The organism is Pradoshia sp. Z3_51 (assembly GCF_058215915.1).
Map to the genome: position 1 here is coordinate 237759 of NZ_JBZAJC010000001.1, position 16685 is coordinate 254443.

Genomic DNA, 16685 nt, shown 5'->3' on the forward strand with positions numbered 1-16685 from the left:
ACTGTTTCCTGCTGAATAATAAGTTTATAGATACTAAATGGTTAAATAAGGTTAATTTCAAGAATATGTATATATTCTGCAAATTAAAGTTGTTATAATATTAACCAGAATACATAAACTTTCGAAAAAGATTGGAGGAGATTTGTTGGCTAAACAGCATTCACTAACTGAATACCTTATTCCAGGCAGTCTGTTAACTGGCCTTGGAATTGGACTATCCATTGGGTCTCCAGGTGTAGGGTGTCTTGTTGGTTTGGGCGGTGGCTTCCTATTAACGTCAATATGCAATATTTTTCTGGATGGACAATCCAAACTATTAGGGATGGAAGAACTCGAACAAAGAATCAGTAAACTTGAAGAGAACGCAAAAAAGAACGGATGAATGGTGAATAGTCGCACCATCTTCGTTCTTTTTTCTTTGTGATTATTTAAGTTTTAACCTTACTTGATTTAAATAATTTCCCCTTATATGATCATGTGATTCTTGTTCAAACAATTGATCATATAACTATTCGAAACTTTCCTTTTTCAACTCTCGGTTATACACTTCGAACAATTTTTCCACTGAAATACCATTGATTTTCATTCCTGTTATCTCACTTTCCGTGATTTCCAGATTACTTAGGTCACAATTCCTAATCTTTGATTCCTGGAGGTCACATCTTACAAAGGATATCGGATTTTTGTCATCTCCAAGATTTGTGTCCATAAATTCGATTCCTGCAAGGGTAACTAATCTCATATTAGAAAAGGATAGGTTTAAATCTGCAAAATAGGAGTGTTTTAAATTTATGTTTTGGAATTTTGACTGACTAAGATTACAGTTACTGAAATGAGTACTTCTCAAGTTACTGTTACTAAAAGAACTCTCTTCTAAGTTGACTTGGTACCATTCTGTATATGCCATATCACAATTTTCATATGGTTTATTTGAAATATCATGATTTTCTACCGAATTATCAGATTTTGTCAAACTCTCTTTCCTCTTTATGTAGCAAAACTCATCTTCCGACTTAAAGATCGTTTTATAGCCCAATTTCTCGTAAAAATGGTGATTATTAAGCTGTCTGCTGGATGTCTCAAGGTCCCATTGTCTTACGCTTGGAAATTTCTCCTCAATTAATTCCATTACTCTGGAACCGATTTTGAGATTCTGAAAATCTGGATCAACGTATATACGGTCTATTCTTCCATATGACTTACCGGTAATCGTCACGATAACTCCACCAACTATAGCCTCTTTATAGATGATTTTGTAATAGGATAATTCTTCGATCATATATTTAGTCATTTCAACTGAAGTATAGCCAGGAGGCTGGATATTGCAATCCACAATCTCTTGATCTATAAGCCATCTTTTTGCTTCTTCATCAAATGTTTTCTTCATTAGTTCTGTTAATTTTTCAGCGTCACAAAAGATTGCTTTTTCAATTGTTAACAAGTTGTAATCTCCTTTTTCAAAATTCGACTGGATAAACTGATGAATAGTTCTAAATTTTGTAACTATCAAGTGAATTCTACCATAATTTACAAGTTACACGTCATTTATTTAGTTATTTGTTTAAGAATACAAACAATATAAACTGAAGTATTTATAGTCGGGTATAACCATCTCTATATTGCACAAAATGTAAAATAGAATATAACAAGGAGTCTAATATATGCAAAAAATTTTGTATCGTATAATATGGGTATTGATTTTATTAGGCATAAATCTTTGTGCCCTTCCCATTTCGATTTATTCGATCTTCGCAGTTGAAAAAGGGACAAACATTACCACAATGAACTATACTTTGGCAATTACCATTATGGTTATCAGTAATTTCATTACACTCCAGCTCTTCATTGCCATAAAAAAGAATCAAAAAAAGAACGCAATTTATGGAATAATCATTGCTGTCACTCAAATAATTGCCTTCATTTTATTCATGCATTTGTATGAGATTGCAAGCATAATCATCTTTTTACTTTCACTCATTGCATCTGTTACCATGATCATAAAAACCTGGAGAAACAAAAACCCAGCCTTGATGTAAGGCTGGGTTAATTGTTTAAGCTTGTTGTAACACTGCTACAATTTCATTAATTTTTTTAGCGCCAAAGACTACTTGTTCATCATTAATAATCATGGCTGGAACACTCATTACTTTATATTTCTTTTTAATATCTTGGAAGTTGCTGATATCAATCATTTCTGCTTCGACATTTGGGTTTTCAATTGCAATTCTTTGAGCACCGACAACAACATCTGGGCAGTAGTGGCATGATAAAGATACCATAATCTTAATATTTGCTTTTTTATCGATTGCCTGAATAGACTGCTTGATTGAGGAATCTAACGCTTGTCCAGGACCTGCCAGGTTATAAATGGCCAAGATAAAGGAATTAAGCTCATGTCCTCCCGGTACACCATGGAACTTCACGCCACTGTAATTCCCTTTATGATCAAGCAACGAAACAACCGGGAATTTATCAGCATTGATTTTCGTTTCCATTTCAGTATTTTCGCCTTTTGGATAAACTTCCAGATGAAGTTTATCGCCAAGTTCAGCAACATCGATCAAGAAATCACGTAATTCTACAGATTTAGGCATACTTTCATCCACAATACTTACTAATGTTACATCATTCTCCATTTTGGCAAAAATACCTTTTAATTGTCCTTTGATGGCATCGCTTAGTAGGCTGCTCTTACCACTTTTAGCTGTTTCTTTTGGTGCAGATTCTTTTTTCTCTGCCGGTTTTTCTTCTTTTGGCTCATCTACAATGCCAAGACGCTCTTTTTCTTCAGCAACATATTTCTGTACGTCTGTTCCGGCAATCGCCCCATCGGCAACAGCTGTAATAACTTGACGTAAAGATTTTGGACGAAGATCTCCAACAGCATATACACCTTTAATATTTGTTCTCATTTCTTCATCTGTAATAATGTAACCACGTTCATCCATTTCTACATGACCTTTAAAGATCTCTGTCTTAGGCTGATATCCCACGAAAACAAATACACCGAATGCGCCATCTTCTTCTTTCGCTGTGTATTCCCATTCTTCCTTCGTTACATTATTAATAAATCGGGCATGCTGAACCATCTCCACCCCTGAAACCTCAAGCAATTCCGTATTAAATTTAACATCTATATGTTCGTTGGCAAAAACCTTATCTGCGATAGAAGGAGCACAAGTAAACTCAGGTTCACGAGCAATAATGGTAACCTTGCTGGCAAAACGGGTTAAATACATCGCTTCTTCAGCTGCGGCAAATCCTGCTCCAATGACAAACACTTCTAATCCTTCGAAGAATTCACCATCGCATGTTGAACAGTAGGCAACACCACGGCCCGTGAATTCTGCTTCTCCAGGGAATCCAAGTTTACGAGGACCTGCACCTGCTGCAATGATTACAGATCTTGCCTGATACTCGCCATTGATCGTTTTAATTATTTTAACTTCTCCGGATAGGTCAACATCCGTAACATCTGTTTTGGTAAATTTAACACCAAAATCTTCACATTGTTTTTTCATTTCTTCTATTAATAAAGGTCCAGTCGTCTTACGAACACCCGGATAGTTAACAATTTCATTTGTCGTTGCAGCTTGGCCACCCATATTTCCTTTTTCAATAATAAGAGTGTTTAATTTTCCACGTCCGGCATAAATACCCGCTGACAATCCAGCAGGACCTCCGCCAATGATAATTAAATCTAAAATTCCTTTTGTCAAAATACTCACCTAATTTAGTAAACTTTTTAATAAAAAAGGTACTTATCATTTTAAGTACCTCATTTGATCATCTGATAGAAAAAACATTCAAAAACTGGACAAGCAGCTGTCAGTCCTTAAGATAAAATTTACACTCATCTTCCATTAAGAAAGATAAATGCAAATGATTAATAATTATATTTTACCTACTAGGTCCAGGCTTGGCTCAAGTGTTTCTTCACCAGGAGTCCATTTTGCTGGACATACTTTATCACCGTGTTCTGCAACAAACTGAGCAGCTTGTACTTTACGCACAACTTCTTCAGCATTACGGCCAATACCTAGGTCGTGAATTTCATATGCTTTAATTTCACCCTCAGGATTCACAATGAATGTTCCACGAAGCGCTTGACCAGCTTCTTCAATTAATACTTCAAATTGACGAGAAAGAACATGCGCCGGATCTGCAAGCATAGGATATTTAATTTTGCCGATTGTATCTGTAGCGTCTGCCCATGCTTTATGTACAAAATGAGAGTCCGTAGATACGGAGTACACTTCGCAGTTAATTTCTTTAAGGGCATCATAATTATCTTGCAGGTCAGCTAATTCAGTTGGGCACACAAAAGTGAAATCAGCTGGATAGAAGAAAAAGATTGACCATTTACCTTGAACATCTGAAAGACTTACTTCTTTAAACTCTCCATCATGGTAAGCCTGTACTGTAAAATCCTCTAATTTTTTATTAATAAGTGACATATCGTATATCCTCCTAAACAATATCATCATCTAAGTGATGTTTAATACTATATTATAATAATTATTAAAAAGAAATTTGTCAATTACTTATTTATAATTATTATCATATTCCTTTAAAATTTTCCGCTCTTCCATTAGGTAAACTCAATAAAAACTCTCTATATAAACGGTAATCAGGATCAAACATAATTACTGTCGATACAGTAAATTTATCAATTGAATTGTATTTTAATGATAAAACGTGAGGGAAATCACCGAATTATATTATATAAATATAATTTGTTTTGCTTTTTTCTTTCACTTGCTAGTATGCCCAAAAACGTTCATTTTTTTCATCTGTTTATGTTTCAATACAATCTATTTATCAAGGTACTTTTTATCTTCATTTGAAGGTTTTGTTTTATAAAAAGAAGAGCCACACTGGCTGTAATAGTCCCTTTGCAGCCAATAATCATCAAAGAAAAAAACGTGTGATTAGTCACACGTCCTGTTGTTGATTATAAAATTTTCTCCATATACAACCGATCCTCACCGTCTCCGAATTCACCATACCTTAATTCATTTACAGTAAAACCGATGTTTTTATATAATTTAACAGCAGCCGTGTTTGCTTCGCTTACAGTTAAACTGACTTTATGAAAACCATCATCCCTCAGAATGCTCAGAACCTCATGTAAAAATTGTGTCCCCAATCCTTTCCCATGCTGATCTGACCGTACATAGTAGCCAAATATATAAGCTTTATCCGGCTGATTATAATCTCTCATACATTCACAAACCGCAACTGGTCGTTCATCCCCCTGTTGTCTATAAAGGATTAGTTTTCCGTATCTCGCCAAAGGAACCAGTGTTTGTTCATCTACCGCTCCCAACCCAGGAAATGCATCCTTTTCGAGCTCCATCATCATGTTCTGCTGTGCAGGCGTTAGGGATTCGGGTATTTCAATGTAATACATCGAATTCGTTTGTGTCATGATTTTTTCCTCTCTTCTACCTTTAGAAATTCTATATTTTTTAAGGGCCATGTTTGTTCCGGGATATTTTTATAGGGTAGCTGTGCGATGTTATTAGCGGCCGCGCCCGGTGCATCAACATAAATGACTTCACTTATCAACGGATCAAAAGCTGCCCTGAAATGATTTTTAGCTTTCAATATCAAATACCTGTACGCACTTGGTTCTATCCCAATATGACGAAAAAGTTCAGGATCATTAGCAGACATAGGTCTTCCAATTAGGAGAATATCTATATTTCTTACTCGAATCCAACAAGCACCCTTAACATCTACTTTCAAATCTTTATTAAATGGTCCACTATTATAAAATACACCATCAGTTAACCTGATAACAGTCGCTTGCACATTAACCGGTAATCCAAACTCAGGATAGATTTTCCCGCCAAGTGACAGTTGGACGGTTCCACCAACTCCCACACTCCTGCATATATCAATTGCCTTAGAATCCGTTAATGCTCCAAAAAGCGTTTTCTCTCTATTGTATTCTATACATTCTCTCAAAAGCTTCGTTGTATCTCCACTGCCACCGCTCAACGGATTATCAGAAATATCAGCTAATGCGATTGGTTTATTTTTCTTCATTGCTAACGCAAGCTGAAATGCTTCTTTAACATCAGGCAATTTGACGATAAATTCTTCCCTTAGTTTCCAAAATATTTTGGCCAAGTCACTGGCAGTACGTTCGGCCAACAACTGATTTTTAGCAATTACTATCACACTTGCACCTGCGCTCGGTACATCTGAATATGGAAATCCACCAAATACGGAAATGTTTAAAATACCATCTTCCTCTTCATAACGGTGAGCAAGCTTCATCATTTTTGCCATTGGACCTTCCATTGTCTTCATATTGATTGAGGGAAGCAGCATGGGAATTTTAACACATCTCGCTACATAATCTACGCCAAGCGAAAGATGATTCATTAATGCATTCGCGGCATTTACTCCTTGCTCATACATATCAATATGCGGATAGGTTTTAAATCCAAAATGATAGGGTGTAATTCCAACGATGGCCGGACTAATATTGGCATGTAGATCCAGGGTCGTTGCAATCGGGATATCTACCCCAAGTTTTGCTCTAATCTTTAAAAGTAAATATTCTTCTGCATCATTAATTCCCTCAATGACCATTGCTCCATGCAGGGCAATCAATAATCCATCAAGCTTTCCTGCCGCTTCCATTAAACCCATAAGCTCTGTTTCAATTTCTTCGTATGTTTCATAGGTTACCGGACCCGAAGGAACAGCTGCTGCACAAAGAAGGGGGACTATCTCTACCTCTTCAAGTTTCCTCAGAACATCAATAAACCCGCCAACCTCTGTCCTTGTATTTGTATAAACGTCAAAAATTTGGTTCCCTTTAAAATAACCCTCATTCTTAAAATCCTGAATAGTCGTCTTAGTTCTAGAGAAACTATGGGATTCATGATAAAAAAAAGCTATTCCAATCCTCATTTGTTTCACAAGGGAATCCCTCCTATAGATAAGTCATATACACTGATTTCCATTCCGTCATACTATCCAAAGCATGATGGGATACTTCACGATGGCCATTCCCTGAATACTTCATCCCGCCAAACGCAACACCAATTTCAGCATTAGCAGTTCCGTTATTCACATAAACCAATCCACTTTCAATTTCAGCAGCAGCTCGGTTGGCAATAGACAAACTGCTTGTAAAAATGGATGTCGACAGTCCATATTTCGTATCATTATTAACCTCAATCGCCTCTTCATAGCTGTCCACTTCAATAAAGGCAAGAACAGGTCCAAATATTTCTTCTTTAGCAATCGTATGTTCCTTTTTCACATCACTGAAAATAGTTGGTTCAAAAAAACACCCTTCTTCGTTCGCTAATTTCTTTCCTCCACACTCCAATAAGGCTCCTTCTTCTGTAGCTATCCTTACGTATTTCTCAACCACCTTCATTTGCTGCTCATTTACTAAAGGACCTATATCTATATTTTCATTAAGGCCATTACCTATTTTCAATTCCTTCGTTAACTTTACGACCCTTTTCAATAAATCCTCTTTAATCGATTGTTCAACAATAACCCGGCTTGTCGCCGTACATTTTTGGCCAGTTGTTCCATATGCACCTTTAGCAATACACTCTGCTGCATAATCTAAATTAGCGTCCTGTAGAACAATTGCTGCATTTTTCCCACCTAGCTCAAGGGAAACCCTTTTTAATTGTTTGGCACCTACCTGTGAAAGCAGCAAGCCTACTTCAGTAGAGCCTGTAAAAGAGATCACTTTGACATCTTCATGTTCAGCAAGCTGCATTCCCACCTGACTGCCGCTCCCTGTAATGAGATTTAAAACCCCATTTGGGAGACCAATTTCATGAAAGACTTGCATAAATATACCTGCTGAGAGTGCAACCTCAGAAGCTGGTTTCCACACAATCGTATTCCCACTGATTAAAGCAGCACAAATTTTATAAGCGGCAAGCGCTACCGGAAAATTCCACGGAGTGATACATGCAACTACACCAAGCGGCTCACGATTCATCGTAATCGTTCGATTGTTGTTGCCGGAAGCAATGGTTTCACCATACATTCTGCGACCTTCCCCAGCCATATAGCGGCATGTTTCTATGACGACATTCACTTCCCCGCGTGTTTCCGCCAGAACTTTCCCCATTTCTTTGGTCATAACTTCGGCTAATTGATCTCTTTTTCGTTCAAATAATTCTGCTGCCTTCCATAAAAATACAGCACGTTCCGGCGCGGGTGTTCGTCTCCAGCTTTTAAAGGCAAGGTGAGCATGCTGTACAGCCTGGTCTACCTGGCTTGAAGTTGCGATTGCATACATACCCACCGCTTCATTCGTTGCAGGATTCTTGCTTTCCCGATAATTCTGATTTAAATCGTGAGTCCAATGACCATTCATGTAAAGCAGCTGTTTTGTAAATTCTTTGGACATTTACTAAATACCCTCCTTTACCACGTCTCCAATAACGGTTTCGAGAATGGTTAACCCAGCATCCAATTCTTCTGTTAATATATTTAATGGCAGCATGAGCCTGATGGTTTGCCCGTTAACTCCGCAGTTCATGATTAGTAAATGCTTATCCAGGCATCGTGCTTTGATAAGCGGCACAATGGACTTTTTATCGGATTCATTGAATTCAATGCCAATCATCATACCGATTCCGCGGACTTCTTTTATTGGCTCGTATCCTAGCAAACTATTTTGCAGCCTATTAACAATTTGCTCACCGAGTTCTTTACTCCTCTTTACCAGATTCTCTTCTTCAATTACCTGTATACTTGCTAGGGCAGCTGCACATGAGATTGGGTTGCCTCCAAACGTGGAGCCATGCCCCCCTACAGGCCATTTATTATGTAAATCCCTATTTGCCACAATTGCACCAAGAGGCAGTCCGCCTGATAAAGCCTTTGCTAAAACGAGAATATCTGGAGTTACTCCTGAGTGTTCCGAAGCAAACATCCGCCCAGTTCTGCCAAATCCTGTTTGAACCTCATCAAATATTAATAAAATACCATGCTCATCAGCAATACTCCTTAATTCCTGTAAAAACAATGGAGGTGCGGGATAGTAACCGCCTTCCCCCAAAACCGGTTCAACAAGTATAGCAGCCACTCTCGATGGGTCAATATGTAAATCAAATAACGAACGTAATTGGTTAATACAATAATTTGTCAAATCAGCATTATCGATATTTTTTACTAAACCGGGATATGGATAAGGTGTATGGTAAACCTCTCCTACCAGCGGTTCGTAGTACTTTTTATATTTACTGCTTGATCCTGTTACAGTAGTAGCACCTAACGTACGTCCATGAAAGGACCCATTGAAAGCGATAATTCCCGGGCGGTCAGTAGCCGCACGTGCCAGCTTCAATGCTCCATCAATGGCTTCACCGCCTGAATTTGAGAAGAATACAGTATCTAAATTACCTGGCGTGATTTGTGCCAGCTTTTCAGCCAAGCCGATCACAGTCTCGTAATAGCCATAATTCAAACCAAAATGAACGAGTCGCTCCGCCTGTGTTTTTATAGCGTTAACGATTCTTTCATGAGAATGGCCGAGTGCATTAACTGCTACCCCTGAAACAAAATCAATATACTCTTCTCCATCCTTCGTCCAAAAACGTGCTCCCTTACCTCGATCTATAATTAATTCCGTCACTCTTGTGCTAACTGGAGATATATGTTTTCTCGCTTTCTCTGTTAATTCAGTAACTTTTTCAGAATGACTCATGATTTACTTCCCCCTCGAATACATAAATTGTTGCAGAGCAAGTTCTAATATATTTATGATTGCATCGATTTCTTCCCTGGAGACTGTTAAAGGCGGAGCAATTAACAAATGATCACCTTCATAGCCATTGATTGATCCACTTCCAGGATAAAAGACAGCTCCAATTTGCATGGCAATCCGATTAATCACTTCAGATGTTGAGCTAGAGGGAGGGAATGGGTCTCCTTTCGGACTGGAAGCAAATTCAATGCCTATCAAAAGGCCTTTACCCCTTATATCCCAAATGACAGGGTAACGGTCCTGAAGCAGTTTAAGTTGTTTAATTAAATATTCACCCTGCATAACTACGTTGGGAAGGATTTTATTGTGAGCTAATTTTTTCAGAACTGCCAATCCGGCAGCGACAGAGACCGGATGGCCACTGTATGTATATCCATGCGCAAATTTCCCCTTGCTGTTTTGAATAATCCCTTTAATTAATCGATCGTGAACAATCATACCGCCAAGAGGCGAGTAGCCGGCTGATACTCCCTTGCCAAACGTAATAATATCCGGTATGAAATCAAAATGCTCTACAGCAAAATAGGTCCCTGTTCTCCCAAAACCCGTCATCACTTCATCTGCAATCAAAAGAATATTATAATCGTCACATAACTTTCTGACCTCTTTAAAATACGAGTCTGGCGGACTTACACTTCCCAATTGGCTCCCGACGATTGGCTCAGCTATGAAGCAAGAAATTTGTTCCGGACCTATCTCAATAATCAACTTTTCTATATCCTTAATGCATGACCAATTGTGTTGTTGATTGCAATCATCGAGCTTTCTTTGGTATGGGCATCGTTTACAATGAGGGGAATAAACATGTTTAAAATCAAGTAGATTTTGAGTGTATACCTGCCTTCTTTTAATATCGCCTCCAGCAGACAAGGATCCTAAAGTATTCCCATGATAAGATTGCCATCTGCCAATCACAATATGTTTTTCCGGATTTCCTGCACCTTTATGATATTGCTTTGCAAGTTTAATAGCACTTTCATTCGCCTCCGAGCCGCCACAGGTGAAATAAACCTTGTTTAATGGAACGGGAGCAATCTCCGCAATTCTCTCTGCCAGAAGATGCAATACCTCGGTTTCAAAACGCATCGAATGTACAAAGGCTGCTTTTTTTGCCTGTTCAGCCATCGCTTCAGCAATTTTCACATCCCCGTGACCTAAATTTGCGGCAACAGCACCGGAGCATGCATCAATATATTGCTTGCCATCCTGATCGTATAAATAAATCCCTTGCCCATGCGTTATGATTGGGTATTTATTCGTAAAATCACGATGAAATACATGGTCAGCCATTTGCGTCTCTCCATTTCATAGAGATGTTCTATCATTTTTCTACATACAAGATATGCTTAAAAAGCAAGTTCAAGACTTTTTTATGCTACATATCAAAGCCAACAAATTCACTGTTTAATTGAATTCTGAAATCCGCTTCCGTTTTTTCTTTAACAGTTTCCACTGTTATTCCTGGACCAGTTTCCACTAAAATAAGCCCCCTATCATCGACTGCAAATACGGCCAATTCAGTTATAATGAAATCCACTCTGCGCTCAGATGTAAGCGGATAATTAAGATTCTTAACGAGCTTCGGCTTCCCCGCTTTTGTTGTATGTAAGGTTGTTACGATAATTCTTTTAGAGCCCTCTAATAGATCCATCGCTCCTCCTACACCCAAAACCGCTTTTCCTGGAACTGCCCAATTTGCTATCCTGCCCATTTCATCCATTTGCAGAACACCCAAAATCGAGACATCAATATGGCCCCCACGTATCATCGCAAAAGATGATGCACTATCAAAATAAGATGCACCAGTCATGACAGTTACAGGAAGCTTTCCTGCATTCACCAAATTGGGATCTGGTTCATTTAATGGGGTAGGTCCCACCCCAAGAATCCCATTCTCTGTATGTAGAAATACGGATAGATGAGGAGCGATAAAATCTGCCACCAATGTTGGAATCCCGATCCCCAAGTTGACAATATCACCATTTCCAAGGAATCGTGCAGCACGTTTGGCAATCGTCTCTTTTGCACTCACAACGACTCCTCCTTTAACACTAAGTAATCAACATACAAATGAGGTGTGATAATTTCCTCAGGATCGAGTTCTCCCGCTTCTACTATTTCATCAACTTCAGCAATCACGATATTCCCGGCCGTCGCCATAGCAGGATTAAAATTCCGGGCAGACTTTATATAAATTAAATTACCAAGTTTGTCTGCTTTATAGGCCTTAATCAGTGAAAAATCAGCCTTCAAAGAATGTTGCAATATATATTTATTATCATTGAATTTTTTTTCTTCTTTCCCATTTGATAAGTCAGTGCCTACTCCAACGGGTGTATAGAATGCTGGTATTCCAGCTCCACCCGCACGAATCGCTTCTGCCAGTGTGCCCTGCGGCAGAAGTTCAATCTCAAGCTCTCCCCCCAAATAAGCCTCCACTACATCCGGGTTGGATGTGAAATAAGAACCTATCCCCTTTCTTACCTTCTTTTTTTGAACAAGCACTCCAAGTCCCCTGCCTGGCTCACCGAGATTATTGCTGATAATTTCAAGATTATTTATCCCTTTTCGGTCAAGAGCGTGTACCAATGTTATTGGACATCCCACCAATCCAAAGCCCCCAACCATGATACGGGCTCCGCTCTTTAGCAAGGATGCTGCTGCATCAGGTAAAAGTACCGGTTTCAACCTATTCACCTCTGTCCATTTCATTTTAATAAAAACGCCAAAGAATATAGCTTTTCTTTGACGTTGAATAACTGAAATCGCTTACATATTTTTTGTCTATTTGAAATAGTTTCGCTTTAATAACCTTGGTACTTTCATCAATTCTTCAAAATGTACAGTGCCTGTTAATTGTTTTGTATTAATGAGCAATAAATGGTCCTCAATCTCCTCAGTCTGTTCATCCGTTAAATATTCCATTTGGCAATTGCCACAATGGATGGCTGGTGTTTCCTTTATTTCTAGTGATTGCGTTCCATCTGGCAGCTCCCAAAATACAGTGGTATTGGTCTCAATTGCCCCATCTTGTTCACACCATTGGCATTTCATACTTTTGAATCCTCTTGATCAGTTTTAGTTGTTTTTGTTTGTTGGGCCTTGAATTTCTTTTCTTTTAGAACGTCCCGTTTATCTCGTTGATCTTTTAGTGACGAATGCTCCGGATTTTGTTGATAGGCGTTTCGCTTGTTGTATCTTTCTAATCCATCCGGAGTAATATTAAACTTTTCATCATCCATAATGGACAAGATACCTGTACTGTTGTAATCTTCATATACATTTGGGTATGTTTGTTTGAAATATTCATCTGCACGACCGGACACATAGTTCTCCGGTTCTGGATATGATGTAATCACACCTTCAAAATTACGTAAGATCACTTTATTTGAACTTTGTGAAATGATGTAGTTCGGCTGAAGCGGTATTTTTCCACCCCCGCCTGGTGCATCAACCACAAAAGTCGGCACAGCATATCCGCTTGTATGACCGCGCAGCCCCTCCATAATTTCTAAGCCTTTACTAATAGGAGCTCTGAAATGTCCAATTCCTTCTGATAAATCACATTGGTAAATATAATAAGGACGAACTCTTATTTTGACTAAATCATGCATTAATTTTCTCATGATTGGGACACTGTCATTAATCCCAGCCAAAATAACCGCCTGATTGCCCACAGGTACTCCCGAATCAATAAGCAGCTCGCAGGCACGCTTTGATTCTTCTGTAATTTCGATCGATGTATTAAAATGTGTATTCAGCCAAACGGGATGGTACTTTTTAAGAATGGTACATAAATCTTTAGTGATTCTTTGCGGAAACACGACCGGGGCTCTAGTTCCAATACGAATAATTTCTACATGAGGAATGGCGCGTAAGTTTTTTAATATATATTCCAGTATACTGTCATTAATGAGAAGGCCATCACCACCAGAGATTAAAACATCCCGGACTGCCGGTGTTTGGCTGATGTAATTGATTGCTTTATCCAACTGCTTCTTCGGAACTCCCATACCAATCTGACCAGAAAACCTTCTTCTTGTGCAATAACGGCAGTACATGGAGCATTGATTTGTTACTAAAAATAAGACACGGTCCGGATAACGGTGAGTTAACCCTGGAACTGGGGAATCTTCATCTTCATGTAAGGGATCCTCTAAATCATACACCGTTTTGTGGAGCTCTTTTCCTATGGGAACGGATTGCATACGGATTGGACAGCGCTCATCATCAGGATCCATTAAAGATGCGTAATAGGGCGTTATATTCAAGGGAATCGTTTTAGTTGAGATCCGTACACCTTCTTCCTCTTCTGGTGTAAGATTAATCACCTTTTTTAAATCATCAAGTGTTTTGATGGTGTGGGTTAACTGCCAAATCCAGTCATTCCACTGATCATCCGCTACATCCTTCCATAACTCGATTTCACTCCAATGGCGTTTAGGTTTGTATAAATTATAGTCCACTATTCTCCCTCCCATGGTACGTATTCCATAACATCTCGGCTATGTGAATGGATAATTATTCGAGCTTTGCTCAGAAAAACCATATCGGTGGCTTTATTGTCATTCGATTGGTAAATTGTACTCCATCTGAATGGTAAGCTCATTCTAAATCATTCAGCTCCTGAGCTGAGCGCTGAAAAGAAGTCTCCTACGGAATGAAGATTAACATTTAATTTTGATTTACAGATACAAAATCTAATATATGAGTGAATGAAAATATGGTGTATTTAACCCAATCTCAACCTATCACCTCTAACCTTACACTGTCAATGACAAAAAATTTTGACAATTTAAGTCGAAAGATTTTCATATTTTTTATGACAAACAAATAAAGCAGTTCAGCTAAAAACTGAACTGCTTCGACAAATTTTATAGTTGGTTAAGAGCTTCCTCAATCGGGGTATCACCTGATATTAGATCAAAAGAACGATTATAGCTTGCCTCATTCGTGAGGCAAGCCAAAATAGTTCGTGCCACATCCTCACGCGGTATCGTTCCAGCCTTTATTGTATCCCCAGTACGGATTTTCCCGTTTCCAGGTTCATTCAGCAATCCACCCGGCCTTATAATCGTATATGTTAATGGGCTGTTTTCCAGAATTCGATCTGCATAATGCTTGGCAACATAATAAGGTTTAATTTCATCGCTCCAGTTTTCGCGGTTGTTAGCCTGAAGGGCACTGACCAAAATAAATCGTTTGATTCCAGCCTTTTCAGCTGATTCCATCATTTTCACTGCACCATCAAGATCAATTAAAAGCGTTTTGTCATGACCTGTGCTTCCTCCTGACCCAGCTGTGAAGCATATCGCATCTGATCCTTCAATTGCCTTCGCCAGATTTTCTACGCTATCTTCTAAATTAGCAAGAACAGTCTGTATACCACTATTTTCAAATGATTTTACCTGCTCTTCTTTTCTGATCATCGCTTTTACATTGTGTTGTCCATCTTCCTTAATGAGGTGAACCAATTGATTGCCAATTTGTCCATTTGCACCAACTACTACTATATTCATAGAAACAATCACCGTCCTATCCATACATTCAGCCTTCATTTACTGCAAAATCATGATTTTGATCCAGACAATAATCAAGAATCCACTGCCATTTTCCAAAACCGGAGTCGATATTGATATGACCTTTATTCACAACCAAAAGTTGTATAATACCCAAGTCTTTATAAAATTGACTGTCTTCAACAGAGCAATAAGAATCGTTTGTGGATTGAATTTGCAGTGTATGATCAATAGACTGTATTAATTCTTTACCCTTAACTGGAAGGGGAAAAAACCTTTGGATGATTTCATGCTTTAAATAGGGAGAGGGCGGTGCCACTAAAATAACACGGTTAACCGATTTTTTTATCTTATGAGCATTTTTGAGAGCAAAATGAAGCCATAGGACACATCCTAAACTGTGAGCAACAACGGTTATATGGTCTGAGGTAATAGTTTGAAAGGTATCTTCCAATTTTTTTATCCACTTATCTTTATAAGGATCATCATATTCAGGAAGGGTCGGATAATAAACTGTTTCACCTGCATCCACCAGCTCATTATACAGCCAGGATTGCCAATGTTCAGGTCCGCTTCCGCCAAGTCCATGTATTATGAGAAAACTTCGGTCCATATTAACCCCTCCTTTTACCGATTTTATTCCATACTAAGTTTATCAGATTAATATATTTTATGTCTACTTTTATAGTAATCAAACTTTTTCCAAAAAATAAACCGGTACAGAGTGAATATCCTCTTTGTACCGGCTTTCGTTAATTTAATTGGTTATCCATGTGGTCACTTCATCAATAGATTTTCTTGAACCTTCTTTAGGATTCATATCTGGATATCCTAAATAGATAAACCCAGTTACAGCACCATCCTCAGAGAGATTAAAAGCCTTACTCATCCGTTTATCATGGCATTGTTTCCCGGTTCTCCATACGGCACCCAGTCCAAGAGCGTGAGCTGCCAGCAGGATATTTTGTGTAGCTGCATGGACAGCAGCGTATTCTTCTTCAATCAGAACCTTTTCATTCTTCACTGGTTCAACGGCAGTCACTATGATAACAGGAGCACGATAGGGATTCTTGCTTACTTTTTCTAATCTTTTTTTACTTTCTTCTGACTCAAGATCATCTAATTCAGATTTCAGGATATCCACTAACACATCACTGAGGATTTTTCTGCCATCCTCTTTCAAAACAAAAAACTTCCATGGTTCTGTACGATGATGACATGGTGCCCATGTTCCCGCTTCAATAATTTTATGTATGAGCTCATCAGGTATCGGCTCATTTTTAACCTTGCCAATACTTCTTCTTCCTTTAATGGCTTCAAATAGTTCCATAAACATTACCTCCCTATCTATTTTTCTCTATATTTTGTAAAATTTAGTTACTACTATACTATATATCCCT

Annotated in this window: 17 protein-coding genes; 2 read left to right on the forward strand and 15 right to left on the reverse strand. The window is 38.4% G+C overall.

Translation table 11 applies throughout. From position 1 onward, the window contains the following. The first annotated feature begins 145 nt into the window (after positions 1–145). Positions 146–382: a hypothetical protein gene (locus tag AC4BHA_RS01085; RefSeq protein ID WP_139891889.1), complete on the forward strand. Its 237-nt coding sequence runs from the start codon at positions 146–148 to the stop codon at positions 380–382. Between the two features lie 126 nt (positions 383–508). Here the strand turns inward: AC4BHA_RS01085 and AC4BHA_RS01090 are convergent, their stop codons facing one another. Next, on the reverse strand, positions 509–1387 hold the full coding sequence (locus tag AC4BHA_RS01090; protein ID WP_148630253.1) for a GNAT family N-acetyltransferase: 879 nt from the start codon (positions 1385–1387) through the stop codon (positions 509–511). 274 nt (positions 1388–1661) lie between these two features. On the opposite strand from AC4BHA_RS01090, the gene AC4BHA_RS01095 reads away from it, so the two are divergent. Next, positions 1662–2036: a hypothetical protein gene (locus AC4BHA_RS01095; protein ID WP_490558017.1), complete on the forward strand. Its 375-nt coding sequence runs from the start codon at positions 1662–1664 to the stop codon at positions 2034–2036. Between the two features lie 15 nt (positions 2037–2051). On the opposite strand, the gene AC4BHA_RS01100 is transcribed toward AC4BHA_RS01095, so the two are convergent. The 14 genes from AC4BHA_RS01100 to AC4BHA_RS01165 all read right to left on the reverse strand — a co-directional run bounded on the left by AC4BHA_RS01100 (position 2052) and on the right by AC4BHA_RS01165 (position 16615). Beyond that, positions 2052–3719, reverse strand: a complete 1668-nt coding sequence (locus AC4BHA_RS01100; RefSeq protein WP_490558018.1) for an FAD-dependent oxidoreductase — start codon at positions 3717–3719, stop codon at positions 2052–2054. A gap of 174 nt (positions 3720–3893) precedes the next feature. Beyond that, the gene (gene ahpC, locus AC4BHA_RS01105; protein WP_066103636.1) at positions 3894–4457 is read right to left on the reverse strand and encodes an alkyl hydroperoxide reductase subunit C; all 564 of its coding nucleotides are present in this window, start codon (positions 4455–4457) and stop codon (positions 3894–3896) included. Between the two features lie 497 nt (positions 4458–4954). Continuing rightward, on the reverse strand, positions 4955–5431 hold the full coding sequence (locus AC4BHA_RS01110) for a GNAT family N-acetyltransferase (protein ID WP_066103634.1): 477 nt from the start codon (positions 5429–5431) through the stop codon (positions 4955–4957). Continuing rightward, positions 5428–6930 (reverse strand): M81 family metallopeptidase, encoded by a 1503-nt coding sequence (locus AC4BHA_RS01115; RefSeq protein WP_490558174.1) that lies wholly within the window; start codon positions 6928–6930, stop codon positions 5428–5430. Before AC4BHA_RS01115 ends, AC4BHA_RS01110 begins: the two co-directional genes overlap by 4 nt. 22 nt (positions 6931–6952) lie before the next feature. Further along, the gene (locus tag AC4BHA_RS01120) at positions 6953–8404 is read right to left on the reverse strand and encodes an aldehyde dehydrogenase family protein (RefSeq protein WP_490558019.1); all 1452 of its coding nucleotides are present in this window, start codon (positions 8402–8404) and stop codon (positions 6953–6955) included. A 3-nt stretch (positions 8405–8407) separates the two neighbouring features. Continuing rightward, positions 8408–9706, reverse strand: coding sequence for an aminotransferase class III-fold pyridoxal phosphate-dependent enzyme (locus AC4BHA_RS01125; RefSeq protein ID WP_490558020.1), 1299 nt, complete (start codon positions 9704–9706; stop codon positions 8408–8410). 3 nt (positions 9707–9709) lie between these two features. Then, the gene (locus AC4BHA_RS01130) at positions 9710–11056 is read right to left on the reverse strand and encodes an aminotransferase family protein (RefSeq protein ID WP_490558021.1); all 1347 of its coding nucleotides are present in this window, start codon (positions 11054–11056) and stop codon (positions 9710–9712) included. A gap of 85 nt (positions 11057–11141) precedes the next feature. Next, positions 11142–11798: a 3-oxoacid CoA-transferase subunit B gene (locus AC4BHA_RS01135; protein ID WP_066103624.1), complete on the reverse strand. Its 657-nt coding sequence runs from the start codon at positions 11796–11798 to the stop codon at positions 11142–11144. After that, positions 11795–12478 carry a CoA transferase subunit A gene (locus tag AC4BHA_RS01140; protein ID WP_077248016.1) on the reverse strand — a complete coding sequence of 228 codons (684 nt, stop codon included), beginning with the start codon at positions 12476–12478 and terminating at the stop codon, positions 11795–11797. The genes AC4BHA_RS01135 and AC4BHA_RS01140 overlap by 4 nt, the downstream gene beginning before the upstream one ends. 72 nt (positions 12479–12550) lie before the next feature. Continuing rightward, positions 12551–12820 carry a YokU family protein gene (locus AC4BHA_RS01145; protein WP_066103622.1) on the reverse strand — a complete coding sequence of 90 codons (270 nt, stop codon included), beginning with the start codon at positions 12818–12820 and terminating at the stop codon, positions 12551–12553. Beyond that, entirely contained in the window at positions 12817–14232 is a 1416-nt protein-coding gene (gene kamA, locus AC4BHA_RS01150) for a lysine 2,3-aminomutase (RefSeq protein WP_066103620.1), read from the reverse strand. Before kamA ends, AC4BHA_RS01145 begins: the two co-directional genes overlap by 4 nt. A gap of 408 nt (positions 14233–14640) precedes the next feature. Further along, positions 14641–15285, reverse strand: a complete 645-nt coding sequence (locus AC4BHA_RS01155) for an SDR family oxidoreductase (RefSeq protein WP_490551672.1) — start codon at positions 15283–15285, stop codon at positions 14641–14643. Between the two features lie 28 nt (positions 15286–15313). Then, a complete protein-coding gene (locus AC4BHA_RS01160; protein ID WP_066103618.1) occupies positions 15314–15898 on the reverse strand; it encodes an RBBP9/YdeN family alpha/beta hydrolase in 585 nt (194 codons plus the stop codon). Positions 15899–16042: 144 nt separating this feature from the next. Beyond that, positions 16043–16615 (reverse strand): nitroreductase family protein, encoded by a 573-nt coding sequence (locus tag AC4BHA_RS01165; RefSeq protein WP_066103616.1) that lies wholly within the window; start codon positions 16613–16615, stop codon positions 16043–16045. Positions 16616–16685: the final 70 nt, after the last annotated feature.

Excerpts from the sequence above, each read along its gene's own strand:
- AC4BHA_RS01090 (WP_148630253.1), bottom strand. The coding sequence starts at position 1,387 with ATGAAGAAAACATTTGATGAAGAAGCAAAAAGATGGCTTATAGATCAA.
- AC4BHA_RS01095 (WP_490558017.1), top strand. The coding sequence starts at position 1,662 with ATGCAAAAAATTTTGTATCGTATAATATGGGTATTGATTTTATTAGGC.
- ahpC (WP_066103636.1), bottom strand. The coding sequence starts at position 4,457 with ATGTCACTTATTAATAAAAAATTAGAGGATTTTACAGTACAGGCTTAC.
- AC4BHA_RS01110 (WP_066103634.1), bottom strand. The coding sequence starts at position 5,431 with ATGACACAAACGAATTCGATGTATTACATTGAAATACCCGAATCCCTA.
- AC4BHA_RS01115 (WP_490558174.1), bottom strand. The coding sequence starts at position 6,930 with ATGAGGATTGGAATAGCTTTTTTTTATCATGAATCCCATAGTTTCTCT.
- AC4BHA_RS01120 (WP_490558019.1), bottom strand. The coding sequence starts at position 8,404 with ATGTCCAAAGAATTTACAAAACAGCTGCTTTACATGAATGGTCATTGG.
- AC4BHA_RS01125 (WP_490558020.1), bottom strand. The coding sequence starts at position 9,706 with ATGAGTCATTCTGAAAAAGTTACTGAATTAACAGAGAAAGCGAGAAAA.
- AC4BHA_RS01130 (WP_490558021.1), bottom strand. The coding sequence starts at position 11,056 with ATGGCTGACCATGTATTTCATCGTGATTTTACGAATAAATACCCAATC.
- AC4BHA_RS01140 (WP_077248016.1), bottom strand. The coding sequence starts at position 12,478 with ATGAAATGGACAGAGGTGAATAGGTTGAAACCGGTACTTTTACCTGAT.
- AC4BHA_RS01145 (WP_066103622.1), bottom strand. The coding sequence starts at position 12,820 with ATGAAATGCCAATGGTGTGAACAAGATGGGGCAATTGAGACCAATACC.
- AC4BHA_RS01155 (WP_490551672.1), bottom strand. The coding sequence starts at position 15,285 with ATGAATATAGTAGTAGTTGGTGCAAATGGACAAATTGGCAATCAATTG.
- AC4BHA_RS01160 (WP_066103618.1), bottom strand. The coding sequence starts at position 15,898 with ATGGACCGAAGTTTTCTCATAATACATGGACTTGGCGGAAGCGGACCT.
- AC4BHA_RS01165 (WP_066103616.1), bottom strand. The coding sequence starts at position 16,615 with ATGGAACTATTTGAAGCCATTAAAGGAAGAAGAAGTATTGGCAAGGTT.